The 24,492-nt window shown below is 67.4% G+C and carries 27 protein-coding genes; 19 read left to right on the forward strand and 8 right to left on the reverse strand.

The annotated features are described in order from the left end of the window. The first annotated feature begins 1 nt into the window (after position 1). The 11 genes from DMH03_RS10475 to DMH03_RS10525 all read left to right on the forward strand — a co-directional run bounded on the left by DMH03_RS10475 (position 2) and on the right by DMH03_RS10525 (position 9,928). Positions 2-1,243 carry an MFS transporter gene (locus tag DMH03_RS10475; RefSeq protein ID WP_125791824.1) on the forward strand — a complete coding sequence of 414 codons (1,242 nt, stop codon included), beginning with the start codon at positions 2-4 and terminating at the stop codon, positions 1,241-1,243. A gap of 2 nt (positions 1,244-1,245) precedes the next feature. Beyond that, complete coding sequence (locus DMH03_RS10480) at positions 1,246-2,307, forward strand: LLM class flavin-dependent oxidoreductase (RefSeq protein WP_125791825.1); 1,062 nt, start codon at positions 1,246-1,248, stop codon at positions 2,305-2,307. Next, entirely contained in the window at positions 2,304-2,840 is a 537-nt protein-coding gene (locus DMH03_RS10485) for a flavin reductase family protein (RefSeq protein ID WP_125791826.1), read from the forward strand. The genes DMH03_RS10480 and DMH03_RS10485 overlap by 4 nt, the downstream gene beginning before the upstream one ends. Further along, on the forward strand, positions 2,837-3,691 hold the full coding sequence (locus tag DMH03_RS10490; protein ID WP_125791827.1) for a class I SAM-dependent methyltransferase: 855 nt from the start codon (positions 2,837-2,839) through the stop codon (positions 3,689-3,691). The genes DMH03_RS10485 and DMH03_RS10490 overlap by 4 nt, the downstream gene beginning before the upstream one ends. A gap of 78 nt (positions 3,692-3,769) precedes the next feature. Beyond that, the gene (locus DMH03_RS10495; protein ID WP_125791828.1) at positions 3,770-4,927 is read left to right on the forward strand and encodes an acyl-CoA dehydrogenase family protein; all 1,158 of its coding nucleotides are present in this window, start codon (positions 3,770-3,772) and stop codon (positions 4,925-4,927) included. A 9-nt stretch (positions 4,928-4,936) separates the two neighbouring features. Beyond that, complete coding sequence (locus tag DMH03_RS10500) at positions 4,937-6,154, forward strand: hypothetical protein (protein WP_125791829.1); 1,218 nt, start codon at positions 4,937-4,939, stop codon at positions 6,152-6,154. Beyond that, entirely contained in the window at positions 6,151-7,050 is a 900-nt protein-coding gene (locus tag DMH03_RS10505) for a 3-hydroxyacyl-CoA dehydrogenase family protein (protein ID WP_125791830.1), read from the forward strand. Before DMH03_RS10500 ends, DMH03_RS10505 begins: the two co-directional genes overlap by 4 nt. Continuing rightward, entirely contained in the window at positions 7,047-7,319 is a 273-nt protein-coding gene (locus DMH03_RS10510) for an acyl carrier protein (protein ID WP_125791831.1), read from the forward strand. Before DMH03_RS10505 ends, DMH03_RS10510 begins: the two co-directional genes overlap by 4 nt. Continuing rightward, complete coding sequence (locus tag DMH03_RS10515) at positions 7,316-8,146, forward strand: 4'-phosphopantetheinyl transferase superfamily protein (protein WP_199748818.1); 831 nt, start codon at positions 7,316-7,318, stop codon at positions 8,144-8,146. The genes DMH03_RS10510 and DMH03_RS10515 overlap by 4 nt, the downstream gene beginning before the upstream one ends. A 5-nt stretch (positions 8,147-8,151) precedes the next feature. Continuing rightward, positions 8,152-9,411: a sulfite oxidase gene (locus DMH03_RS10520; protein ID WP_125791832.1), complete on the forward strand. Its 1,260-nt coding sequence runs from the start codon at positions 8,152-8,154 to the stop codon at positions 9,409-9,411. Between the two features lies 1 nt (position 9,412). Then, the gene (locus tag DMH03_RS10525) at positions 9,413-9,928 is read left to right on the forward strand and encodes a winged helix-turn-helix domain-containing protein (protein WP_125791833.1); all 516 of its coding nucleotides are present in this window, start codon (positions 9,413-9,415) and stop codon (positions 9,926-9,928) included. Here the strand turns inward: DMH03_RS10525 and DMH03_RS10530 are convergent. Continuing rightward, positions 9,915-11,108, reverse strand: a complete 1,194-nt coding sequence (locus tag DMH03_RS10530; protein ID WP_125791834.1) for a type I restriction endonuclease — start codon at positions 11,106-11,108, stop codon at positions 9,915-9,917. The two genes, DMH03_RS10525 and DMH03_RS10530, sit on opposite strands and share 14 nt — an antisense overlap. 206 nt (positions 11,109-11,314) lie before the next feature. On the opposite strand from DMH03_RS10530, the gene DMH03_RS10535 reads away from it, so the two are divergent. Beyond that, on the forward strand, positions 11,315-12,151 hold the full coding sequence (locus tag DMH03_RS10535) for an alpha/beta fold hydrolase (protein ID WP_125791835.1): 837 nt from the start codon (positions 11,315-11,317) through the stop codon (positions 12,149-12,151). Positions 12,152-12,296: 145 nt separating this feature from the next. Here the strand turns inward: DMH03_RS10535 and DMH03_RS10540 are convergent, their stop codons facing one another. Together DMH03_RS10540 and DMH03_RS10545 are read right to left on the reverse strand one after the other, a co-directional pair. Continuing rightward, positions 12,297-12,944, reverse strand: a complete 648-nt coding sequence (locus DMH03_RS10540) for a response regulator transcription factor (RefSeq protein ID WP_125792866.1) — start codon at positions 12,942-12,944, stop codon at positions 12,297-12,299. Positions 12,945-12,974: 30 nt separating this feature from the next. Further along, positions 12,975-14,174: a sensor histidine kinase gene (locus DMH03_RS10545; RefSeq protein WP_199748819.1), complete on the reverse strand. Its 1,200-nt coding sequence runs from the start codon at positions 14,172-14,174 to the stop codon at positions 12,975-12,977. Positions 14,175-14,398: 224 nt separating this feature from the next. Here DMH03_RS10545 and DMH03_RS10550 point away from each other — a divergent pair, with 224 nt between their 5' ends. Both DMH03_RS10550 and DMH03_RS10555 read left to right on the forward strand, forming a co-directional pair. Next, positions 14,399-14,950: a DUF4190 domain-containing protein gene (locus DMH03_RS10550; RefSeq protein ID WP_125792868.1), complete on the forward strand. Its 552-nt coding sequence runs from the start codon at positions 14,399-14,401 to the stop codon at positions 14,948-14,950. Between the two features lie 77 nt (positions 14,951-15,027). Further along, a complete protein-coding gene (locus DMH03_RS10555) occupies positions 15,028-16,146 on the forward strand; it encodes an acyl-CoA dehydrogenase family protein (RefSeq protein WP_125791836.1) in 1,119 nt (372 codons plus the stop codon). A gap of 109 nt (positions 16,147-16,255) precedes the next feature. On the opposite strand, the gene DMH03_RS10560 is transcribed toward DMH03_RS10555, so the two are convergent. Further along, on the reverse strand, positions 16,256-16,702 hold the full coding sequence (locus DMH03_RS10560; RefSeq protein ID WP_125791837.1) for a MerR family transcriptional regulator: 447 nt from the start codon (positions 16,700-16,702) through the stop codon (positions 16,256-16,258). 129 nt (positions 16,703-16,831) lie between these two features. Here DMH03_RS10560 and DMH03_RS10565 point away from each other — a divergent pair, with 129 nt between their 5' ends. Together DMH03_RS10565 and DMH03_RS10570 are read left to right on the forward strand one after the other, a co-directional pair. Continuing rightward, on the forward strand, positions 16,832-17,629 hold the full coding sequence (locus DMH03_RS10565; RefSeq protein ID WP_125791838.1) for a TIGR03084 family metal-binding protein: 798 nt from the start codon (positions 16,832-16,834) through the stop codon (positions 17,627-17,629). A gap of 97 nt (positions 17,630-17,726) precedes the next feature. Beyond that, positions 17,727-18,368, forward strand: a complete 642-nt coding sequence (locus DMH03_RS10570) for a histidine phosphatase family protein (protein ID WP_125791839.1) — start codon at positions 17,727-17,729, stop codon at positions 18,366-18,368. Here the strand turns inward: DMH03_RS10570 and DMH03_RS10575 are convergent. The 4 genes from DMH03_RS10575 to DMH03_RS10590 all read right to left on the reverse strand — a co-directional run bounded on the left by DMH03_RS10575 (position 18,365) and on the right by DMH03_RS10590 (position 22,775). Next, on the reverse strand, positions 18,365-19,570 hold the full coding sequence (locus DMH03_RS10575; protein ID WP_125791840.1) for a cytochrome P450: 1,206 nt from the start codon (positions 19,568-19,570) through the stop codon (positions 18,365-18,367). The genes DMH03_RS10570 and DMH03_RS10575 overlap by 4 nt on opposite strands. Positions 19,571-19,607: 37 nt before the next feature. After that, positions 19,608-20,312: a TetR/AcrR family transcriptional regulator gene (locus DMH03_RS10580; protein ID WP_125791841.1), complete on the reverse strand. Its 705-nt coding sequence runs from the start codon at positions 20,310-20,312 to the stop codon at positions 19,608-19,610. 108 nt (positions 20,313-20,420) lie between these two features. Then, a complete protein-coding gene (locus DMH03_RS10585; protein WP_125791842.1) occupies positions 20,421-21,395 on the reverse strand; it encodes a PHB depolymerase family esterase in 975 nt (324 codons plus the stop codon). Positions 21,396-21,533: 138 nt separating this feature from the next. Next, on the reverse strand, positions 21,534-22,775 hold the full coding sequence (locus DMH03_RS10590; protein ID WP_125791843.1) for a glycoside hydrolase family 3 N-terminal domain-containing protein: 1,242 nt from the start codon (positions 22,773-22,775) through the stop codon (positions 21,534-21,536). Positions 22,776-23,044: 269 nt separating this feature from the next. On the opposite strand from DMH03_RS10590, the gene DMH03_RS10595 reads away from it, so the two are divergent. Genes DMH03_RS10595 through DMH03_RS10605 form a run of 3 tightly spaced genes read left to right on the forward strand, consistent with a single transcriptional unit; the run spans position 23,045 to position 24,491 of the window. Further along, on the forward strand, positions 23,045-23,395 hold the full coding sequence (locus tag DMH03_RS10595; protein ID WP_125791844.1) for a helix-turn-helix transcriptional regulator: 351 nt from the start codon (positions 23,045-23,047) through the stop codon (positions 23,393-23,395). Between the two features lie 29 nt (positions 23,396-23,424). Beyond that, entirely contained in the window at positions 23,425-23,919 is a 495-nt protein-coding gene (locus tag DMH03_RS10600) for an SRPBCC family protein (protein WP_125791845.1), read from the forward strand. After that, positions 23,916-24,491 (forward strand): TIGR03086 family metal-binding protein, encoded by a 576-nt coding sequence (locus DMH03_RS10605; protein WP_125791846.1) that lies wholly within the window; start codon positions 23,916-23,918, stop codon positions 24,489-24,491. The genes DMH03_RS10600 and DMH03_RS10605 overlap by 4 nt, the downstream gene beginning before the upstream one ends. Position 24,492 lies beyond the last annotated feature (1 nt).

Here is a 24,492-nt window from a genome sequence, read left to right on the forward strand (position 1 = left end):
GATGTCCTACCTCCGAGAGCTGATCCCCCCGCCGGGCCCGGTCCGCGTGCTGTGCCTGAGCAACCTGGCGAAGACCGTGGGCAACGGTGTGTTCATGGCGGTGAGCATCCTGTTCTTCACCCGCACCGCGGGGATCCCGGCCGGTGAGGTGGGGCTCGCGCTCACGATCGGCGGGGTCCTCGGGATGGCGGCGAGCGTGCCCGCCGGTCAGGCGGCCGACCTCCTCGGCCCGCGTAACACCACGATCGTGTTCATGTGCCTGCAAGGCGCGCTGATGTGCTGCTACGCCTTCGTCGGCGGGTTCGTCACCCTGCTGGTGGCGACCAGTCTGGTGCTGATCGCGGAATCCGCGACGGACGCGGCGCGGGGCGCGCTCATCGCCGGGATCACGCGGCCGGAAGAACGGGTGCGTGCCTGGTCCTATCTGCGTTCCATCAGCAATCTCGGGGTCTCCCTCGGCGCGGTGGCCGGCGGCATCGGGCTCCATTTCGACACCCGCACGGCCTACATCTCGGTGTTGACCGGCGGCGGCCTGCTGGTCATCTCGGCGGGTTTGGCGTATTTCAGGCTGCCGACCGTGCCCCCGGTACCAGCGCAGTCCGAGGGCGCGCGGCTCGTCGTGTTGCGCGACAAGCCGTACGCGACGATTTCCTTGCTCAATGCCGTGCTCACCATGAACACGGTCATCCTCACCGTCGCGCTGCCGCTGTGGATCATCCAGCAGACGAAGGCGCCCGCCTGGCTGTACTCGGCGTTGCTGTTGCTCAACACGGTCACCGTCGTACTTCTCCAGGTGCGGACCAGCAAAGGAAGCGACCTGCCCCCCGGCGGGGCCAAAGCCCTGCGCCGGTCGGGTTTCCTGCTGGCGGCCTGCTGCGCGCTGTTCGCGCTCGCGGCCGGGCAACCGACGTGGCTGGCGGTGCTCATCCTCGTCGCCGGCGCGCTGGCGCACGTCTTCGGCGAGATGCTGTGGAGCGCGGGTTCGTGGTCGCTGTCCTTCGGGCTCGCACCCGAACACGCGCAGGGCCAGTACCAAGGGTTCTTCGGCATGTCGACGCAGTTCGGCACGATGGTCACCCCCGTGCTGGTGACCGGATTGATCGTCGGCGTCGGCCAGCTCGGCTGGCTGATCTTCGGGGTGGCGATGATCGTCGCGGGCGTGTCCGCGCCGTCGGCGACCAGGTGGGCACTGCGCACTCGACAGCCGTCCGCATCCACGACCGAATCCGTGACAGGGGCGTGACAATGGACTTCAGCCTGTTCTACTTCGCCAACGACAGCAGCGAACGTGACCACAACCGCTATCAGCTTCTGCTGGACGGGGCGCGGTTCGCGGACGCCAACGGCTTCACGGCCGTATGGACGCCGGAGCGGCATTTCCATTCCTTCGGCGGTCTCTACCCCAACCCGGCGGTGACCGGCGCGGCGGTGGCCGCGATCACCGAGCGGGTGCAAATCCGCGCCGGCAGTGTGGTCGCGCCGCTGCACCATCCGGTGCGGATCGCCGAAGAGTGGTCGGTGGTCGACAATCTCTCCGGCGGACGTGTCGGTCTTTCCTTCGCGTCCGGCTGGCACGCCGTGGATTTCGCGCTGCGCCCGGAGAACTACCGGAACCGCAAGCAGATCCTGGTGGAGTACGTGGACCAGGTGCGCAGGCTGTGGCGTGGCGAGGCCATGTCCGTAATCGACGGTGTCGGCACCGAGCAGCAGGTGCGCGTCTTCCCGCCGCCGGTCCAGCCGGAGCTGCCGGTCTGGGTCACCAGCGCGGGCAACGCCGAGACCTTCCGTGCCGCCGGGCGAGCAGGCGCGGGCCTGCTGACCCACCTGCTCGGTCAGGACCTCGACGAACTCGCCGAGAAGATCGCCGAATACCGCCGCGCGGTCGCCGAACGCGAAGACGCCGACGGATGGCCGGGGAGGGTCGCGCTGATGGTGCACACCTGCCTCGGCGACGACGAGGACGAAGTGCGCGAACAGGTCCGTGAGCCGCTGCACGACTACTTGCGCAGCTCGCTCGGTCTGCTGATGGGTTCCCAGCTCAACGGCGCGCGCAAGATCGATCCGGCCAAGCTGCACAAGGAGGACGTGGACTTCCTGGTGGGGCGCTCGTTCGACCGGTACTACGACGACGGCGCGCTCCTCGGCACGGTCGGCAAAGCACAGAAGATGGTGGAGCGATTCCGTGACGCCGGGGTCGACGAAGTCGCCTGTCTGATCGACTTCGGGGTACCCACTGACACCGTGCTCGCCGGTTTCGAACACCTCGACCAGGTGCGGGAGCTGTCGACCGCACCGTCGGGTTCGTGAACCCGCCGTCTCCCGGCCTGGACCGGACCGGGGAACGATTCCGCCGCACGGCGAGCCGATTCCCGACCGGTGTCACGGTCCTGAGCACCGTGGTGGACGGGCAGCCGCACGGGATGACCGTGAACGCCTTCACCTCGGTTTCGGTCGACCCCTTGATGGTCCTGGTCTCGGTGAACCACGATTCGCGGACCTACCGGCACATCAGCTCCTCGGCGGTGTTCGCGGTGACCATGCTCAGCGCCGGCCAAGAGGGCGTCGCCCGCGCCTTCGCCGACCCGAAACGCCCGGCCGGTGCGAGCTCCTTTGTGGACATACCGTGGTGCGCGGCACCGTACACCGGATGCCCGATCCTGCCCGAAGGGGTCGGCTACTTCGACTGTGTGCTGGATCGGATCCATCCCGTGGGTGATCACGCCGTCCTGATCGGCGCGGTGCGCGCGTTCGACGTGCTGACCGGCCGCCCGCCGTTGCTGTTCCTGCACAGCGAGTTCACCGAACCCGGCCGACCCCGTCCGAAAGGGAAACAGCAATGAGTCCACAAAGGACTGACAGTGTCGAGTTCCGTGCCGCGGTCGAGCGGCTGCGGGTGCCCGGAATGGGCACGGAATCCGTCGGGCCGCTGCTGAAGTCGCTCGTTCACCTGGTCCGCCCGCGCCGGGTTCTCGAAGTGGGAATGGGCTACACCACGCCGTTCCTGGCCGGCGCGCTCGCTGAAGTCGAGGAGCTGGTCCGCGCCGAGTCGGAGGCGCTGGCCGTCAAGTCCCGGCGCCACCTCGACGGAGAAGGCGAGCTGGACGAAACCTGGCTCAACGAAGAGCCTCCGCTGGCACGCCCCGGCTACTACCTCGAGCCGTATCGGCCCACCCTCGTCGCGGTGGATGATCTGTCCATCGAGGAATCGTCCGCGGGCAGGGTGCGGACGGTACTGCGGGAGCTGGAGCTCGAAGACCGGGTGACGGTCGTGAACGCCGACCTGCGTGCGTGCGCGGACCTCCTGCCCGCGGAGCTCGTGCCGATCGACCTGGCGTGGGTCGACGCGTGGGAGTGCCTGTACTTCGTGGACAACTTCTGGGACCTGATCAACCCGGACGGCGGTCTGGTGCTCCTGCACTACCTGATGACCTATCCCGAGGGCGACGCGATTCTGCGCTATCTGGCGGGAATCCAGCGCTCGCGGCCCGGCGAGATGGAGATCGTGAACCTGCTCGAACCGCACAAACTCGCGCAGAACAGCCTGACCGTACTCCGTCGCACCGGCGGCACGGTGAAGCGGCGATACGCGCGCGCGGGCACCCAGGTCGTCGATTTCGGCGACGAACTGCGGGCGAGCGCGACCGAGCACGCGGCACAGGCCGCACACGACAAGGCTTCACTGGCGAAGTGATGGCAACGCAAGGGATTCAGCTGGGAGGAAGTTTGTACCGACTGGGGATGGCCGGTATTCACCGGGGAGGGGAACAGGATGGACTTCGCGCCTACCGCGGAACAACAAGAACTTCGTGACCGGGTGATCCGGTTCGCCAAGACCGACATCGGTACGCGGGCGGCGGAACACGACCGGGAAGGCACGTTCGACGAGGACGGCTGGAAGCTGTGCGCGGACTTCGGCGTGCTCGGCTGGCCGATCGCGAGCGAGTACGGCGGTTCCGGCTACGATCCGCTCACCGCGATCATGGCCTACGAAGGTCTCGGCTACGGATGTGCCGACAACGGCCTGGTGTTCGCGATCAACAACCACGTGTTCGCCTGCGCGGTCTACATCGCCGATCACGGGACGGAAGAGCAGCGGCGTCGGTGGCTGCCGTCCCTGTGCGACGGCTCGATGGTCGGGGCGCACGCGTTGTCCGAACCGGAGACCGGGTCGGACATGCTTTCCCTGACCACCAAGGCCGTCCGGTCCGGGGACGGCTATGTCCTGACCGGCACCAAGAAATTCATCAGCAACGGTCCGCGCGCCGATCTGTTCATCGTGTTCGCGAGGACGAGTGAAACGGAAGCACCGCAACGGTCGATCTCGGCCTTCGTGGTGGAGCGGGACACTCCCGGCCTCTCTGCGAAACTGATCCCCAAGGCCGGGTTGCGGGGTACGCCGATGGGCGAGATCGTCTTCGACGGCTGCGTGCTGGGAGAGAATCAGCGGCTCGGCGCCGAAGGTGCCGGATATCAGCTGTTCACCTCCACCATGGAGTGGGAACGCGGGTTCATGTTCGCCGGCGGGGTCGGTGTGCTGGCGCGACTGCTCGACCGCTGTGTCGAATACGCGAGTACCCGCCAGCAGTTCGGCAGGGCTATCGGTGCCTTCCAGGCGGTGTCGCACAAGATCGCCGACATGCGGGTCCGGCTGGAGCTGGCACGGCTGTTGCTCTACAAGGTCGGCTGGCTGCGCTCGCGGGGCAGGCTCGCCCTGCACGAGGCGTCGATGTTGAAGCTGTATGTCAGCGAAAGCCTGAGCGTCAGCGCGCTGGACGCGATGCAGATCCACGGTGCCCGTGGCTACACCGAAGAACTGGGCATCGAGCGGGAACTGCGGGATGTGCTGGCGGGCACGATCTACGGCGGTACCTCGGAAATCCAACGGTCCATCATCGCCGGCCTGCTCGGTGTTCCCACGTCGGTCTGAGGAGGACGAATGCACGACTATCGGCTCGATCTGGAAAAACCGCTGATCGACGCTCATCTCGACGAGTTGCGCCGCCGCGTCTATTTCGTGTCGGAGGACATCGTCGACTTCCAGCTGGTCTTCTCCGGCAACGAGGTGGTCGCCGTGGTGGTGACGACCGACGACCCCGCGGACGCCGCTGAGCTCTCCAGGAAGCTGGAGTTCGTCGTCGAGAACGACGTGCGGACCCAGCTGCCGACACCGCCGAAGGTGGTGTGGCGTTCCGACTCCACCCGGGTGCCGCTGTCCGACGTCTTCGAGGGAATGCTGGCCGATGGCGTGGTGCACGAGATCGGCCCGGGTCAGGTGGCGCTCGGCGAACCGGCGATCACCGCGCTGAACACGCTGGACGGATTGCTGCGCCACATCATCGACGACGAATTCGACGCGCGCGAGTACCGGTATCCCACGCTGCTCCCGGTCACCGCGCTGCATCGCAGTGGCTACCTGTCGTCGTTCCCGCAGCACATGATGTTCGCCGCCCGCCTGGACGGCGACGTCGACACCTATCGCGCCTTCGCGAAGGAAGTCGGCGAGCGCGCCCAGATCGGTGAACACATCCTCGGGAAATGCGGTCCGGTGGACCGGTGCCTGCCGCCGACGATGTGCTACCACACCTTCGACCAGTTCTCCGGGTCCACATTGGACAGGGAGAACATGGTGGTGACGGCGAAGGGTGGATCGTTCCGGCACGAGGCCCGTTACCACCGGACGCTGGAACGGCTGGCGGACTTCACCATCAGGGAGACGGTCTTCCTCGGCTCGGCCGAGTTCGTCCGGAGCGCCAGGGACCGGTTCCGTGACCGGGCGATCGAACTGGTCGCCGAACTCGGGCTCGCCGGGCGGTGCGAGGTCGCCAACGACCCGTTCTTCGCCAGTGTCGAAGGAGCGGCACGAGCGTCTTCGCAACGGCTGCTCGAACTCAAGCACGAGTTGCATCTGGATGTCGGTCCGCAGGGGCAGAGCATCGCGGTCGGCTCGTTCAACCTCCATGAACAACATTTCGGCGAAGCCTTCGGCATCAAGGGCCCGGACGGCGAGGTGGTGTATTCGGCCTGCGTCGGCTTCGGGCTGGAGCGCCTGACCTACGCGGTGCTGTGCCAATACGGATGGGACATGGCCGACTGGCCGGAACCGCTGCGGCAGCGGGCCGGAAGGCTTCTTCGAGCGACCAGGGGAGATCGATGACGGACACCACTACGGTCAGGCGCGTCGGCGTGCTCGGCGCCGGCACGATGGGCATCGGCGGCGCGCACGCGTTCGCCGCGGGCGGATTGCCCGTGGTGCTGGTGGACATTTCCCGTGCCGCCCTCGACCGCGCACGCGACGAGATCGCCAACAACGCCAGGCTTTACGGGATGCTCAATCGCGCGCTCGCGGGAAGTACGCCCGCGGAAGTGCTCTCGCGCATCACTTTCACCACCGAGGCGGACGAACTCGCCGATGTCGATTTCGTGGTGGAGAACGTCACCGAGAACTGGGAGGTGAAGCAGGCCCTGTACCGCGAGATCGACCGGATCTGCTCGCCGCGGTGCGTTTTCGGGGTGAACACCTCGGCCATCCCCATCACCAAGGTGGCGTCGGTGACCGAACGCCCCGACCGGGTCATCGGAACCCATCTGATGAACCCCGTACCGCTCAAACCGCTGGTCGAGGTCATCCGCGGTTTCCACACCTCGCCCGAGACCATCGACCTCACCCGTGAGGTCTTCCGCCGCATCGGCAAGGATTGCGTCGTGGTCGAGGATTCCTCGGGCTTCGTGACCAACCGTGTCGCGATGCTGTCGGTCAACGAGGCGATTCTCCTGCTCCAGGACAACATCGCCTCGGCGGGTGACATCGACCGGCTTTTCCGGCAGTGCCTCGGGCATCAGATGGGACCGCTGGAGACCGCGGACCTCATCGGGCTGGACACCGTTCTCTATTCCCTCGAAGTGCTGCTCGACAATTTCAACGATCCCAAGTTCCGGCCGGCTCCACTGCTCCGCAAACTGGTCGCGGCCGGTCGGCTGGGTCGCAAGAGCGGCCATGGTTTCTACCCCTACGAGCCGGTCAACGCCGGGACTATGGCAGGTGCCGAATGACTGAGGACCGTATTTCGATCATCCGCGCTTTCATCGCGCAGAACGTCCGTGACACCGAACTCACCGACGATCACGACATCTTCGCCACCAGCAGCGTCAGCTCGATGTTCGCCGTCCAGCTGGTGATGTGGGTCGAGCGGACCTTCGGCGTCGCCGTGGTCCCCGCCGACCTCGACATCGCCAACTTCCGGACGGTCAACCATGTGGCCAAGTTCGTCGAGTCCAGGCTCGGCGCGGTCGCCGAGAAAGAAGGCGCGCCGGCGTCGTGACCGCGACCTCCCCGGCCGGTGCCGTCTCCCCGGTGGCAGCGCCGCTGCCCGGCGCGCTGCCACCGGGCACCTGCCACGTGTGGTGGGCGAGTACCGCGCAGGCGTCCGATCGGCACCTGGCCCTGCTGGACCCGGTCGAACGGGCGCGCCGCGCCGGTATCGCGGGGCAGGCGGACCGGGACCGGTTCACCGTGGGCTGTGCGCTGCTTCGCCTGACGGCGGGCGGCTACACCGGCGTGGCGCCGGAACGGGTCCGGATCACCCGGTCCTGTCCGGACTGCGCCCTCCCGCACGGCAAGCCTGCCGTCCTCGACGGGGACATCGAGGTCTCGGTGTCGCATTCGGGCAGGCGGATCGCGGTCGCGGTGTCCAGTGCCGGCGCTGTCGGCGTCGACGTCGAAGAGATCCGCGCCGACGTCGACGTCCGGGGGATGGCCGCGTACGTGCTGTCCCCCGCGGAATCGGCCCGGCCCGCCACCCCCGGTGTCGACGAGTTCGCGGCTTTCTACACGTCCTGGACCAGGAAGGAAGCCATCGTGAAGGCGACGGGGGAAGGGTTGCGAACGCCCTTGTCCAGCCTCACCCTTTCCCCGCCGGGAGAAGGGGTGAGGCTGCTGGCGGCGGAGGGACGGGACGGGCTGCGGGGCCAGGTCGCGATCAAGGATCTCGCGGCGGGCCCCGGGTACGCCGCGGCCGTCGCGGTGCTCGGGCCCCGGCTCGTCGAGGTTCGCGAACTGGACGGAAACGCGCTCTTGGCCTGCGAAGACCGCAACCGGGTCCGCACTGTGGACGTGCTGGTCGGCACGGACGGTCGTTGCCGACAATGACCCGCATGACCGGAACCGGCTTGACCGACGAAGCCACCTACGACCGCGTTCGGCTCGCCCAGTGGCGTGCGGGGGAGGCGCGGGGTGACGGGATATCGCGGCGTGGGCTGCTTCGGCTGGCGGCCGGTGGGTCACTCGCGCTGACGGCGTTCGGCACGGTGCCGGGAACGGCGTCGGCGGCCTCGCCGATCGTGAAGCCCTTGCCGCCGGAGATCTTCGAGGTCTACGGCACCAACGCGGAGACGCGCTGGGAGGCGTTGAGCGGGCAGGGCTATCTGACACCGGTCGAGCGGTTCTTCGTGCGAAACCACACCGCCACCCCATCGATCGACGCGGGCACCTGGCGGCTGAAGCTGTTCGGAACCGGGTTGCGAGGCGCGCCGACGGCGGACAGGCCCGTCGAATTCACCTACCGTGACCTGCTCCGATTACCTTCTGAGACGATCACTTCCGCGATCGAATGCGCGGGCAACGGGCGGAGTTTCTTCACCGGTCAGCAAGGGCAGGCGGTGTCCGGCACGGCGTGGAAGCTCGGCGCGATCGGGGTCGCCCGCTGGCGCGGTGTCCGGCTTTCCACCGTGCTGGCCAAAGCGGGATTGACGCGGCACGCGGTGGACGTCCTGCCGGAAGGGCTGGACGCCGGCTACGTCACCGGCGGGGTCGATCTGGGGAAGGTGCGCCGACCGCTGCCGGTCGAGAAAGCGTTGCAGGACGTTTTGCTGGCGTACGAGATGAACGGGCGTCCGCTCCCGCCGGACCACGGCCATCCGGTGCGGCTCGTCGTGCCGTCCTGGGCCGGGATCTCGTCCATCAAATGGCTGGGGCGTATCGAAGTCTCGGAAACGCCACTGGTGTCGCCGTGGAGCACGCAGTACTACCGGCTGCTCGGGCCGGACTATCCGGCCGACGGCACGGCCGTCACCCGGCAGGTGGTCAAGAGCGCGTTCGAACTGCCCTGGAACGCCGAGTTCACGGCAGGCGGCAGGCAGGTGCTGCGCGGCCGGTCATGGTCGGGCAACGGCCGGATCCGCCGGGTGGAAGTCGACACCGGCGACGGCTGGCGGCAGGCGAAATTCGTGGGCGCGGCGGCGGATCGGGGCTGGCAACGCTGGGAATTCCCTTGGCGCCCCGCGGTTTCCGGTGCCCATACCCTCCGGGCGCGGGCCACGGACATCACCGGCGTCACCCAGCCGGAAGTGACCCCGTTCAACACCGAGGGCTACCTGTTCGACGCCGTCGTCCGGCATCCGGTCCGGGTGGTGTGAGATGACGCAGCCGCTCGCGCTGAGCCAGGAGCCTACCGTCGAACTGACGCTGGCGTTACGGGTGAACACCGACTCCGAACACGCCGCCGCGATCGCCGCGCGCCTGCTTGAGTCCTTTGAGGACACTGTCGGCGTGACCCTGACGGCACGCACCGTCCCGGCGGATTCCGGCCAGGTCATCGAACTCGCCGGACGACGGCGACGAACCGGCGAATCCGCGCCGCCGTTGCGCATCGAACCCGATTCGCGGCGAGTGCTGCTGCATGGCGAGGTGCTGGAGTTCACCAGACTGGAATTCGACCTCCTGCTGTTCCTGAGCCGGAACCCGGACCGCGTCTTCGACCGCCTCACGCTGATGGCGCAAGTGTGGGGGCTGTCCGGCGGCAACGGGCGGACCGTGGACGTCCACGTCCGCAAGATCCGCGGGAAACTCGAACCCGTGCTGACGCCGATCACGACGGTGCGCGGGGTCGGCTACCGGTTCGACGGGGCGGGCCAGGTGCTCATCGCGGACTGAGTGACGGATCCACGACGTTCGACTCCGCGTCTTCGACCACTTTGCCGTCGGAGCCGACAGAAGAGTGGTATCGAGCCACGGTCTTCCGGAGCTGGTCGGCGTGCTGGTAGATCTCTTCGACTGTCGCGATGGGGATACGTGTCTCCACCTTGTTCTCATCGAAGACACCGAGGTACTTCTTTGAGCGGTTGAACCACAGACGAGCGATGGGCTTGCGGTTGTTGTCGTCAAGCAGCACACCGAAATAGGTCTTCGTGTCACGCGCGACGATCCTCGCGGCAGGGACCTCTCCGCAGACGATGGCCCGGACGATCCGGTATCCCTCGAGTTCTTCTTCGGTCGTGACCACATCCCCGTTGCTGTCATGTGGCCTTGCTTCCGCGTGCCCAGCGGGGGAGTTCTCGGCAGGAACATCTTGTCCGGAAAGCTCGGGCGCACCGGCGGAAATGCTGACGAAGGAGTCCGGTCCGCCCAGCGCGCTCTTCAGCCGGTCGTTGACCTGCTCGTTGAGGAACTGGCGTGCCGCCTTGTCGACAAGCGGAGCGAACTGGTCGCGAACCCGTTGAGTGAAGGACCCTTCGTAGACACGGCCGGCGAGAAACTTCACCCACTCGTCCTCGGGCGTCTTGAACTGGGCCGCGAGGATCCGTTTGATCTGGCCGATGTACTTGAGTTCCTCGGCGGCGTTGATGACCGAGTCCAAGTTGAAGGACTCTTTGCTCAACTTCGCGAGTTCGGGAATGAGGGTCTCGTCGATATCCGAAAAGTCCAAGACCAGGAAGGGCTTCGCGTCCATCCGGTTCGGCGCGTCCAGATCGGTGTAGAACTGGTACGTCTCGCCGTTCGTGAGGATGGCGATCCTCGCATTGGTCACAGCGAAGTACCGGAAAAGCTGGGATGCGTGCTCGATGCGAAGCGGGTCGTTGATCTTCTTGGCTTCGACCAGTACCTGTACTTGCCCGTCGTGCACGATGGCGTAGTCGATCTTCTCGCCCTTTTTGGTGCCGACGTCGGCCGTGAATTCGGGGATGACTTCGGCGGGGTTGAAGACGTCGTACCCCAGGACCGTGCTGATGAAGGGCATCACGAAAGCGTTCTTGGTGGCTTCTTCCGTCTGGATGTCGGCCTTGTGCTTCCGGATTTTCAGAGCCAGAGCCTGTGCGCGCTCTGCGATCTCCATAGTGATGTCCTCCATGTGAAACGTTCCCGCGGTGCGTGGTGGCCGCACCTTCCCCAGTGGCTTTCGCTGTGCTGCGGGACCTAGGTCGTAGACGGTGGCTCTCGCGTTACATCTCCTGGCCCTCGGAACGTGACGATCCGGCTTGCGGCCATGATCTGCCCCTCATGATCATCACCGGGGCAAAGCCGGGATGCCAGGATACGAGCGTGACTCCGACCTACGTTTTCGTACACGGTTCCAGCAGCGCCTCGTTCACCTGGGGTCCGCTGCAACGCGAACTCGCCCTGCTCGGCCACCGCACGCTGGCCGTCGACCTTCCCGGACATGGGTTCGCCGCCGGTTTCCACGCCGCCTACCAGGCGCCGCAAGACCTCGAAGCGTTGGCCAAGGCACCGTCGAACCAGGCGGGTGCGACGCTGGCCGAGGCCGTCGAGCAGGTAGTGGGCGTCGTGCGCGAGGTCGCCGAGTACGGGCCGGTCATCCTGGTCGGGCACAGCCGGGGTGGCGTCACGCTCACCGGGGTCGGCAACGCCGTCCCGGAACTGATCGACCGGATCGTCTACATCTCCGCGTGGTGCTGCGTCGACGCGACGGTGGGCGAGTACATGCAGGGACCCGAGTACGCGAGCAGCGCGCTCAACGACGTCGGCGGTGTCGTCGTCGCCGATCCCGCCGTGCTCGGCGCGCTCCGGATGAACTGGCGCACCGCCGATCCCGCGCTGCTGGCCGCCTTGAAGACCGCGATGCTCGAAGACGGCACCGAGCAGGAATTCTTCGCCTACCTCAACACTCTTGAGCCGGACGAGAGCCTCGACGCCGGGACCGAACGCGCCGACGCGGCCACCTGGGGCCGGATCCCGCGCACCTATCTCAGGCTCACCGAGGACCGGTCGATGCCGCTCGCGCTGCAGGACCGCTTCATCAAGGAGGCGGACGCGCTCACCCCGGACAACCCGACCGACGTGCGCTCGCTCGTGAGCAGCCACGTCCGTTTCCTCATCCACCCGAAGGAGGCGGCCGCCGTCCTCGCCGGGCTCGCGTAGTCCCGCGGGTCCTGTTCCGCCGGGGGAGGAGGAAACCCGAAAGCGATGACGGACGGACAGTTCACCAAAGGTCGTCCGCCGGATCGACGCCGCTGGTCATCGTGGGTGTCGTCGTGGTGCTGGCCGCCTTGCTCGCGACGGACCGTCAGGGAGCGACGAGCCCGGCTTCGTAGGCGAAGATCGTCAGCTGGACCCGGTTGGTCGCGTCGAGTTTCGCGAAGATCCGGGTGATGTGGGTCTTCACGGTCGCTTCGCTCAGGTGCAGTTCCGCGCCGATTTCGGCGTTGGTCCCGCCCTGCGCGACGGCCGTGACGATGTCCCGCTCGCGCTCGGTCAGGGTCTTCAGTCCCGCTCGCGCACGATGGCGGCGAGGGCTCGTCCTGGTCGCGACGAAATGCCCGATGAGTTTCCGCGTCGTCCGCGGCGACAGCATCGCCTCGCCGGCCGCGACCACGCGCACCGCGTCGATGATCTCCTGCGGTGACCCCTCTTTCAGCAGGAATCCGCTGGCGCCCGCGCCGAGCGCGTCGAAGACGTACTCGTCGAGGTCATACGTGGTCAGGACGAGGACCTTCGGCGGGTTGGGCAGCGCGGTGACGGCGGCGGTCGCGACGAGGCCGTTCATCCGCCGCATCCTGATGTCCATCAGCACGACGTCGGGAGCGTGCATGGTCACCTTCGGCACGGCCTCGTCCCCGTCGCCTGCTTCCGCGACGACCTGGATGTCGCCCGCGCTCGACAGGATCATCGACAAGCCGGTTCGCACGAGGGGGTCGTCGTCGACGAGCAGCACTCGCAGTGGGCGCTGGTTCACCCGGACAGGTTAGTGGTGTCCCCACGGTAGCCAAGCCCGGACGGCGAATGTGCGCTCTTCGGTGGGCCCGGTGCTGACGGTCCCGCCGATCAGCGTAACGCGTTCGCCGATCCCGGTCAGCCCGGAGCCCGCACCCGGCGCCTTGCCGGCGGGAGCCGTCGCGGGCAGCGGATTGACGACCTCGACGGTGAGCCCGTTCCCCGGTCCTCCGCGAACCGAAACCTCGGCCGTCGCGCCCGGAGCGTGTTTCAGGATGTTGGTCATCGACTCCTGGACGATCCGGTACGCGGTCGTGCCGAGCAACGCCGGCGCGCCGCCCGCGTCGTCCAGCAGGATCGTCACGTTGACCCCCAGGCCGGCCCGGCGGGCGTTGGCGACCAGTTCGGGGATGTCCGCCAGCGTCGGCTGTGGCGGTTCCGGATGGGTTCCGTTCTCCCCGTTTTCGCCGAATCCCTGGCCATCGCGCAGCACACCGATGACCTGCCTCAGATCTTCGAGCGACTGGCGCGCCGTCGTGCGGACGGTCTTCGCCGCTTCCGTCGTCGCGGGTCCTTTGCTGACCTCGAGCGCGCCGGCCTGCAGGGACAGCAGGGAAAGCCGGTGCCCGAGGACGTCGTGCATCTCGCGCGCGATCCGGGTGCGTTCCGCGCGGCGGGTCATTTCGGCGCGGAGTTCCTCTTCCTTGGCCTCACGGATCGCGAGGGTGCCCTGCATCCCGCGCACGACCCCGACGGTGAGCGGTACGGCCGTCAGCACGACGGCGACCGTCAGCGTTCCCATCACCTGCACGGCGGAGAACTGCTTACCGACGATTTGCCCCGCGACGGTCACGTCGGGATGACGGTTGGCGTCACCGAACAACGCCCACGCCGTGGCGAGGAAGACGAGCACGGACCCGAGCCAAAGGAAACGGTCGCGGCGGCGCGCGGCCAACGCGGCGAGGGCGACCAACGCGGCCAGCGCGTCGGAGCGGAAACAAAGCGGCGGCACCAAGGCGATGGCGAGGACGAGTTCCGGCCATTTGTGCCGCCAGCAGAGCATGACCGCGGCGCCGATACCGGTGAAGAAGCCGAGCGCGGACCACCAAGTCGGTTCGAACTCTTTCGTCGCCGGAAGATAACCCTGGGCGCTGAAGACGAAAATGCTGCTGATCACGCACGCCGCGACCGCCACCACGGTGAGCACCACGCCGAGCACACGCCTTGCCATGCGCTGAGCGTACGCAGGCGGGCCGGGCCGCCCGCATCAGCGGAACCGATCCTTCGAAACGCGCGGATTACGACTTTCGTCGTAACGGGTCGGCGCGCCGAGGACGATGCGGCCGCCTCGGGATCACTGGTTGTATGCCGCCTCGTTCATCCCGTTGGAAAGGAAAAACCTCCGTGACCCAGCAAACCCCCTACACGCCGGCCCCGCAAGCCCCCGCCAGCCCGATGCCGCCCCGCAACGGCATCGGCGTCACGGGCTTCGTCCTCGGCCTGGTGGGGCTGGTCTTCTCCCCGATCCCGTTCGTCGGCGTCATCGCGTGGCCGCTGGTGATCCTCGGCCTGATCTTCTCGATCATCGGGCTGATCCGCGTCAAGAACGGGAAGGCCTCCAACAAGGGGCTCTCCATCACCGGTATCGCCTTGTCCGCACTCGGCCTCGTGGTCTGCGTGGTGTGGATCTTCGTGTTCAACGCGGCGGTCAACGAAGTCAACAACGAGATCAACCGCACCGCGAAGGTGTCCTACGAGATCACCGGTGACGCCACGAACGTCGAGGTCATCTACGGCGAGGTCCTCAACCCCGTCACCGAAACGGTTCCGGCGCTGCCGTGGAACAAGGAAGTCGAGAACAAGGGCGTCTACAAGGGCGGGACGCTCACGGTGACCACCGGCGAGACCGGCGGCTCCGTCACCTGCAAGATCACCGTCGACGGCGCCGTGGTTTCGACCAAGACCGCTTCCGGTGAATTCGCGATGGCCGCCTGCACCGGAGTGTGACGGCCGGACCGTGAAAGGCCTCCTTCGCCATTCTCGGGGTGGCGGGGAGGCCTTCGCGATTCCGGCATGATGCGGTCATGAGCCATCCGTTCGCCCCGCCCGCCCACGAACGCCACTGGATCGAAACCGTCACCGAACTGGCGAGGGACTTCGCGGCGAGTGCCGCCGAGTTCGACGAAACGGCCGAGCTGCCCATCGCCAACCTCCGCGCGTTGCACGCGACCGGACTCGACAGGGCGACGTTGCCCGCCGAATTCGGCGGTGAAGACCTCAGCTATCGGTCCTACGGCGAGATCGTCCGGATCCTCAGCGCCGCCTGTTCGTCGACAGCGTGCGTCTGGGTGATGCACATCGGCGCCGCGGTCGGGCTGGTCCAGCTGTCCGCTCCCGAAGTGGGCCGCTTCTACGCCGGGGAACTCATCGACGGCAAGCGGTTCGCCAACGCGCTGTCGGAACCGAGCGGCGGCAACATGTTCCTGATGCCGCAACAGATCGCCGAGCCCGTCGAGGGTGGGCACCGGCTCACCGGCGCCAAGCGGTTCGTTTCCGGTTGCGAGGTCGCCGACCACTTCCTGGTGAACGCGCTCGTCGACGGCGTGCCCACGTTCTTCGGCGTCTCGCCGGACGAAACGATGACCTTCGTGCCCATCTGGGACACGATGGGACTGCGCGCCAGCAGGAGCCAGCTCGTCTCCTTCGAAGGGACAGTCCTGCGAGAAGACCGCAGGTGCCCGCCCTCGGCCGAGCAACGCCCGAACCACATCGCGGCGGGCCTGGCCTTCTTGTCCTTGGGGATCGCCGACGCGGCGGAGGACGCTCTGATCGCGCACTCCCGAAGCCGTGTCATCCCGGTGACCGGGCAGCCGCTCGCCGAAATGCAATGGCTGCAGTTCGAAGTCGCGGACGTCCACACGCGCCTGGAAGCCGCGCGTATGTACTCCCGGAACATGGCGTGGCTGGCGGATCAGAACTCGCCGGAGTTCATGCCCGCGACCATGACCGCAAAGGTGCTTGCGAACGAGATCGCCCGCGACGTCGCCCAGCTGGCGCTGAAGGCGGGCGGCGGTTCGGGCTTCCTGCGCACTTCGCCGATCCAGCGGCTGTTCCGGGACGCGCAGGCAGGCGGCCTGATGGCCTATTCGGCCGAAGTCTGCAAGGACCGGATCGGCAAGATGGTGCTCCTGCCGCAAGACTGACCTCGGATGGCCGGCCGGGTGACGTCAAGCCCGGCCGGTCCCGCCGAAGCGGGTCAGCAGCAGCCGGTGCCGCTGCAGTCGCAGTCGCAACAATCGTCGTTACGCATGGTCATCCACCTCCTCCCTCGGGTTCGCGGTCAGGCGGGCACCAGGCGCCGGGAAGCGGATCGGCGCATTTGGCGCCGGACATCCCGGACAGCATGGAAGTGAGTTCGGCGTGCAGTTCGCCGAGCCGCGTCATCTCCGCTTCGATCTCGGTGAGATGGCGTTCCAGCATGGTTTCGGCGGGTTCGCACGGGCAGACCCCGGTGTCGCGCACGCTCAGCAGGTCACCGATCTCCGTCAGCGTCAGCCCGAGCCGCTGAGTGCCGCGGATGAACCGCAACCTGTCGATGACGTTCTCGTCGTAGCGCCGATGCGCCCCGGTCGTCCGCGCCGGGACGGGCAGGAGACCGATGCGCTCGTAGTAGCGCACGGTGTCCGGCCGCACCCCGGCACGGGCGGTCACCTGGGACATGGTCAGCGCCGCCAGTGCCGTCGTCGCTTCGGTTCGCATGACACGAGGGTAGAACTTGGACCCGGCTCCAGAATCAAGCACGAAATTCGACTGGGCTCACCAGGAGAAGACGACGGCCCCGCGCGCCCGCATCATTCGAAAGGGTGGAAACGGCGAGAGGACGGCACGGTGACTGACTTCCGGAACGTGATCAAGGACCTCACCACGGAGGGCGAACAGGTCGACGCCCTGGTGGCCGGCCTGGACGACGCGGGATGGGAGCTGCCGACCCCCGCGGCGGGCTGGTCGGTCAAACACCAGATCGCCCATCTCTCTTTCATTTTCAAGATCGCCGGACTGTCCGCGGGCGAGCCGCAGAAGTTCGCTGAAGTCATGAAGAGCTCGATGGTGCGCGGGTTCGACGCCGCCGTCAACGCGGCCCTCGACGACTACCTCGGCGACCCCAACGAGGTCCTGCTCGGCCGCTGGCGCGCCGAACGCGACGCCGGCATCAAGGCGCTCGCCGCGGTCCCGGCGGACCAGGTCGTACCGTGGCTGGTCAACCCGCTGCCGCCGGCGATCCTCGCCTGCGCCGGGATGATGGAACTGTTCGCCCACGGGCAGGACGTCGCGGACGCGCTGGGCGTTCGGCCGGAGCGGACGGACCGGCTCGCGTACCTCGTCGGCTTCGCCGTCCGGGTGCGGGACTTCGGCTACGAGGCGCGGGGCCTGACCCCGCCGGAGCAGGAGTTCCGGTTCGAGATCACCTCGCCGTCCGGCCGGTTGTGGACGTTCGGACCCGAGGACTCGCGGCAGCGGATCACCGGGAGCGCGGAGGACTTCTGTCTCCTCGTCACGCGGCGTCGTCATCGCGAGGACCTCGACATCCGTGCCGAAGGCGCGCTGGCCGACCACTGGCTGGACATCGCGCAGGCGTACCGCGGCCCCGCGGGCGAGGGACGGGCGCCGGGACAGTTCGACCGTTGAAAACCGCGCCACTTCGGTGGCGATACGGCATCCTCGAAGTCGCGATCAACTCCGCTCGGTGCGATCGTCGTTGGCACACGGGGTCTAGGAGGCGATCGTGGCAAGGGTGTGGCTGATCAGGCATGGGGAAAGCGAGTCCAACGCGGGTCTTCCCGGCGGGGAGCCAGGGGCTTCGGCGCTGACCGGACTCGGCAGGCGGCAGGCCGTCGAAATCGCGGATTCGCTGGCCGAACCGCCTCGGTTGATCGTGACGTCGCCGTTCGTGCGGGCGCGGCAGACCGCCGAGCCGACGATCGAGCGGTTCCCCAACGCGGAGCTCGAGGAGTGGCCTGTCCAGGAGTTCACCTTTCTCGGCGAACTCCATGGACAGGTCACCACCACCGCCACCCGTAAGCCGTACACCGAGGCGTACTGGGATCGGGCCGATCCCCACCACGCGGTGAACGGCGCGGAATCCTTCGCGGCCCTCTACGCCCGGACCCAGGACTTCCTGGCGCGATTGGGAGAACGGGAACCCGGCCCGATCGCCGTCTTCACGCACGGGCTCTTCATCCGAGCGGTCATGTGGTCGCTGCTGACCGGGATCACCACCCCGGACAGCGAGGCCATGCGCGGATTCCGGACGTTCGCCGACACCTACCAGGTGCCGAACGGCAACATCACCGAATTGCGGTACACCGCCGGAAAGCGGACTCCGCGAGTGGTGGTGCCGCTCGCCTCCCGGTTCGCCGACCGCTAGGGCTTCAGCAGCAGCTGGAGCTTGTTCACCCCGGTCATGTTCGGGCTGGGTATGAACGACGGCGGAACGGCAGGATCGGTACGCAGAGCCGGGAACCGGTCCAGCAGGATGTTGAGCGCCGTCTTGCCTTCCAGCCTGGCGAGCGGGGCGCCGATGCAGAAATGGATCCCGCGGCCGAAGGCGAGATGCGGATTGTGCGACCTCGCCGGATCGAAGGTGCCCGGGTCCTTGAACGTACGCGGATCCCGGTTCGCCGCCGCGACCCAGATGGCGAGCATGCTGTCCGCGGGGACCGTCTTCCCGCCCAGTTCGACGTCGGTCGTCGTGGCACGGGCGACGAGGGCGAACGGGCTGAGGAAGCGCAGCGATTCCTCGATGGTGGCGGGCAGCAGTGCCCGGTCCTCGCGGACGCGCCGGTACTCGTCCGGATGGGAATCCAGGCACAGCACCGTGTTCCCGAGCAGCATCGTGGTGGTGATGTGCCCGGCGAGCAGCAGCACGTTCGCGAAGTTGACGACCTCGTTCTGCGTGAGTTTCGCGCCGTCCACTTCGGCTTCGACGAGTTTGGTCAGCAGGTCCTCGCGCGGGTTCCGCCGTCGGTCCTCGACGTGCCCGGCAAGGTAGTTCACCAGGTTCTTCAGCTGTTCCGCGGTTTCCTCTGAGGCCTTCTTGTCCTCCTCGGTCTGCTTGATCAGCGACCGCTGCTGGCTGTTCCGCAGCATCGTGTCGACCCATTCCTTGAACAGGTCGCGATCGCTCGCCGGGATGCCGAGCAGTTCGGCGATGACGATCACCGGCAACGGATAAGCCAGATGCGTCACCAGTTCCATCGAGTCCGCGCCGTCGACCGCGTCGAGGAGTTCGTTCGTCAACGCGGCGATCCGCGGTTCGAGATCCGCGACGACCTTCGGCGTGAAGGCGTGACTCACCAGCGTGCGCAGCTTCTTGTGGTCCGGCGGGTCCATCTGGAGCAGGTTGCCCTCGACGAACAGGTCCTTGTCCGGTGCGATCTCCTGGGGGATCAGCCGGGCGGTGTCGGACGAGAACACCTTGGGATCACTCAGGGTCTCCAACGCCTCGGCGTGGCCGTAGACGTTCCACATACCCGTCTCGGCGTCGAAGTGGACCGGGTCGGCCGGGAATTCTCCTCGAAGCCAGAACTGGCCTTCGTGGACGCCCCAGGTTTCGGCGATCGTGGTCATGGCTTGCCCCCTTCTTCTCGTGGTGGAGGAGCTCGGATCAAGCGGGCTCCCCGGCACCGTCCTTCCGGTAGATCCAGGCGCGATAGGACGAGATCAGCTCACGGAACGCCTGGATCACTTCGGCCGCGGTGGCGGCCAGATCCGCCGTGGACGGTGGCTCCGGCGGCTCGAACGCCGTCCGGATGATGTGCGCGAGGGCGTCGGCCTTCTCTTCGGAGGTGAGGCCGGTGCCGTCGGTGGTGAAGCTGTCCATCAGGTAGAACCCCAGCGCCGAGGCGCGGAGGGAAAAGAGCAGGTTCGGGATGTCGTCGCGCAACAAGCCCCGGTCGGTCATCGTCTTCAGGTACCGATCGGTCACGACCGCGTCCTGATCCTGCAAGGGATGTGTCTTCAGCCTGCCCAGCATTTCGGTGTTGCCGGTGATGAGTGCGCCGAGCAACGGGTTTCGCTGGGTGTACAGGAAAACGGCCCGCTGGAACCGATGCGGGACGACTTCCGCCGGATCCTCCTCCAGCCGGTCGAGAATGGTCTCGGCGGCTCGAAGGGATTCACGCAGGAGCAACGCGTGGAAGAGGGTTTCCTTGGTGGGCCAATGCAGGTAGATCGTGCCCTTCCCGATGCCGGCCTGGCTCGCGATGTCCTCGATGGTCACCTTGCGATAGCCCAGCCGCGACAGCAGGACGCCGGCCGCGTCGAGGATTCGATCGGCGCGGCCGGCGGTGCGGTCCGGACGTTCTGCCACGTGCGCTCCCAGTCTCTGACTTCATGACTAGATTTGCCTATCTGGTCATCCGGTCAAGTTCGACGGTAGCGCCAGGCGCGGGGATCCGGCAAGGAAATGGACGAGTTCTTAACGCAGCCGGTGGGCGAGCATGAAGTTCCAGATGACCGGCGTGGCGTCGATGACGGTCGGAGTGGCGGAGTCGTTGTTCGGCGCCGTGCTCGGCCAGACATGCCCGGCGCCTTCGACCCGGTAATGCTGGAGCGAGCAACCGAGCCAGCGCTGGACGGTGACGTCGGCCCGCGGCGAGTACTGGATCGGGCGCGGGAAGCAGCCGTTCCGGTCGGACCACGCGGCGAGCCAGTCCGGCAGCGTCGGCAGGCCCTTCGCGGGATTTCCGGTGTAAGGGATCGTCGCGTCGGCCGTTCCGTGGAAGTCGAGGATCGGAGCGGGACGCGACGGGTGGCATTCGCCGCCTTGCGGATAGAACGCGCCGGCGACCGGGGCGAACGCCGCGATCCGGCCCGGCATCCGGCAGGCGAGGACGCCGACGAACCCGCCGCCGTTCGACTTGCCCGTCGCGTAGATCCGGCGGGAGTCGACGCACAGTTCACGCTGGAGCGTGTTCAGCAGATCGCTGGTGAAGAGCACGTCGTCAGCGGCCGCGGAATACGGCGCGCCGGTCCACGCCGACTCGCCGTCAGTACCCGGAAGTCCTTGCGGGTAGACGGAAATCGCGTCATACGCGGAAAACCCGGACAGCTCCTCCTGATATTTCGACGTCCGTTTGTGGCCATGGAACGACAACACCAGCGGGTACGGCCGCGAAGGCCGGTATCGCGCCGGAACGTGCACCGTGTACTCGCGGACCAAGCCCCCCGACGTCACGGTCCGCAGTGTCGTCGCCCCGGCCGGCACCGGGGACGGACGGTGACAGCCGGTGGTCCGCACCGGATGATCGATCGGCGACGGCGCGGCCGACGTCACCGGTGCGGCCGACGCCACCGGTGCGGCCGACGCCACCGGCGCGGCGAGCAGGCTCAGTCCGGCAGCGGCGGCGGCCGTCAGAGCGAGACGGCGCAGGGACTTCGTGGGACCAGGCACGCGATCCTCCTTGATCGGGCGGCAGGGCGGTGATCAGGGTCACCCCTGACGCGGGCCTGGTCAGCATTGTGTTCATTGAGTTTTCGGACCGCTTTTCACGCCACCCGCCGGCCTGGTCACCTCGCGGGCTGTGGCCGGTCAGCCGCAGGCGTGTTTCGCCGCGAGCACGCGGGTCGCTGCCTCGTCGACCCGGGCGGCAGGGAGGTCGCCGGACGCAAGCGCTTGTTCCAGCGTGGCCAGCACCGTGCCGACGTTGCCGCCGGAAGACCACAACGCCTGATCCGCCCCGGCCTGCAAGGCCTTGAGCACGGCCGTCTGCAACGGGTACTGCGATGTGATCGCCTTCATCGCCCCGAGATCGTCCGTGATCACCGGGCCGTCGAACGCGTAGTCCTTCCGCAGCAGCCGGTACGCCGGCGCCGACAGGGTCGACGGTGTCCCGCCGGTCAGGTCGGGCACGTCCAGATGTCCGACCATGACGCCGATCTCGCCGTACTCGCCGATGTCGCGGTACGGCACCAGGTCGACCTTGCGCAGCGAGGCCAGCGGCGGCGTCCGCACCAGTCCCTTGTGGGAGTCCCCGGTGGCGTGTCCGTGCCCGGGGAAGTGCTTCAGCACCGGCTGCACCCCGGCGTCCCGCAGGCCCTGTGCGAACGCCAGGACGTACTTGCGCGCGACCTCCGGATCCGAGCCGAACGACCGGTCGCCGACGATGTCGCGGTCCGGCTGGTCGGTGATGTCGGCGTCGGGCGCGTAGTCGACGGTGACGCCACGAGCCCGCATCTGCCGTCCTCGCTCGGCGGCCTTCTTCCGCACCTGCGCCGGCGTCAGGGTCGAGGCCATCTTCCGGGCGCTGGGCATGTTGCCGTCGAGGGCGTCGATCCGTTGAACACGACCGCCTTCCTCGTCGATCGCCACCGATACCGGGATCTTCGCTGCGCGTTGGACCTCGTCCAGCGCACCGTTCTGCAACAGGGCCGTCTCGTTGCCGCCGAGGAAGATCCCGCCGACCTGCTGATCGCGCACCAGTTTCACCGCTGCCTGCGGGTCGCCTGCGTTCACGCCGACCACCACCAGCTGGGCCAGTCGCTGCCGGGGGCTCATCCCGGCGACGACGGTTTCGCAGCCCGGAGCAGGCGCCTGCTCCGCCCTCGGTGACGGCGAGGGTGCGGGCTTGCCGGAGCTGGACGGGCTCGAAGCGACACTGCTGCTCGGCGGAGGTACCGTCCCCGCCGGCTGTGCCGAGCCTGCCTGGTCGTCCGCCGTGCCGCACTGCACGCTGGTGAGGAGAACGGTGGCGGCTCCCAGGATGACGGCCGTCCATCGCTTCGTCGTCTTCGGTCGCCCGGAGTTCATCGGCTCGTTTCGTTCGTCGTCCATGCCGGTATCGACGGTAACCCCAGTTGCCCTTTCGTACGCGCTCGCATGTCCTTTAGTGCGAGACCGGCTCGGTCCCACCTCCTTCCTCTTTCGTGTTCTCCCTCGTCAAGCCGGTGCTCGGCCTTGACAACTCGATCTGCTCCGCCGTAGATTACCACATGGTTATGAAACCGCAAGGTTATCCACCGTCGCGGTGCCGATGAGCGCCGATCGTGAGAATGGGAAGTCGTGAGAACCGCTCGAACTCAGGAAACGGAAGGCGGCCGGCCGTGACACAAGATCTGCTCGATGTCACCTTCGCGGCACTCGCCGACCCCACCCGCCGCGCGATCCTCGCGCGGCTCGCCCGCGGTGAGGCCACGGTGACGGAGCTGGCCGAGCCGTTCGCGATGAGCCAGCCCGCCATCTCCAAACATCTGAAAGTGCTGGAGCGGGCGGGGCTGGTGGCAAGGGGGCGCGATGCCCAGCGTCGCCCCTGCCGGTTGGTGGCCGATCCGCTGAAGAACGCGAACGAATGGCTCGGCGGCTACCGCCGCCACTGGGACGAGACCTTCTCTCAGCTGGACCTCGTCCTGGACGAAGAGATGAAGCACCCGGAGCGCCGGGACGAGACCGATTGACCACCGCACGAGCGGAAAGGAACAGCACGATGGGACGCACTCTCAGCGTGACGAAATCCGGCGATCTCGAGATCCTCATGACGAGGTCCTTCGACGCGCCGAGGACGTTGGTGTTCGACGCGTGGACCAAACCGGACCTGGTGCGCCGCTGGTTCGGCCCGCGCGACTGGGAGGTCGTCGAATGCGAGATCGACCTGCGGGTCGGCGGCGGATGGCGTTACCTGCTGCGCCAAGACGGCGGGGCGGAGATGCTGCTGCAGGGCGTCTACCAGGAGATCGACCGTCCGGAAAGACTCGTCTCCCTCGAGACGAACGAGGATTGCGATGCCTCGGAAGGCCAGGCGTTGGCGACGCTGACGTTGGTCGAACACGGCGGGGTCACCACGCTGACCCAGGTCGTGCGGTACGCCTCGGAGCGGATCCGGGACGCAGTGCTCGAATCCGGGATGGAGCGGGGTGTCGGTGAGGGCTTCGACAAGCTGGCCGAGGTCGTCGCCACTCCGGAGAGGGCGGGAACACGATGACCGCCATCGCGGACCGCTACCGCGCCCGGGCCGACGCCTTCGAGAGCAAGGTCGCTGCCGTCGAAGCCGGGCAATGGGAGAACAGGTCGCCCTGTGAAGAGTGGAGCGCCAGGGATGTCGTCGGGCACATCGTCGACATGCACGCCGCGATGCTGCGTCCCTTCGGACGTGATCTCGGGCCTGCGCCCGCACTCTCGGATGATCCGCTCGGCGCACTCCGGGCGGCTCGGGCCGATGTCGAAGCCATCCTCGCCGACCCCGTGCTCGCGGCCACCGAGCACGAGACACCGGCGGGGAAGATGACCGCCGAACAGCACATCGACCAGGTCGTCAGCGCCGACATGGTGCTCCACGGCTGGGATCTGGCCCGTGCCACCGGTCAGGACGACACGATCGATCCGGAGGAGGTCGCCCGGATGTGGCCCGGCGCGCAGGCGATGCCCGAACAGATGAGGGTCCCCGGCGCTTTCGGGCCCGGCATCGTCGTCTTCGGCCCTGAAGTGAAGGTACCCGAAGACGCGCCCTTGCAGGACAGGCTGCTCGGGCTGCTGGGCCGCGACCCGAACGCCTGAT

It is taken from the genome of Amycolatopsis sp. WAC 01376, assembly GCF_003947415.1.
Taxonomy (GTDB): Bacteria; Actinomycetota; Actinomycetes; order Mycobacteriales; family Pseudonocardiaceae; genus Amycolatopsis.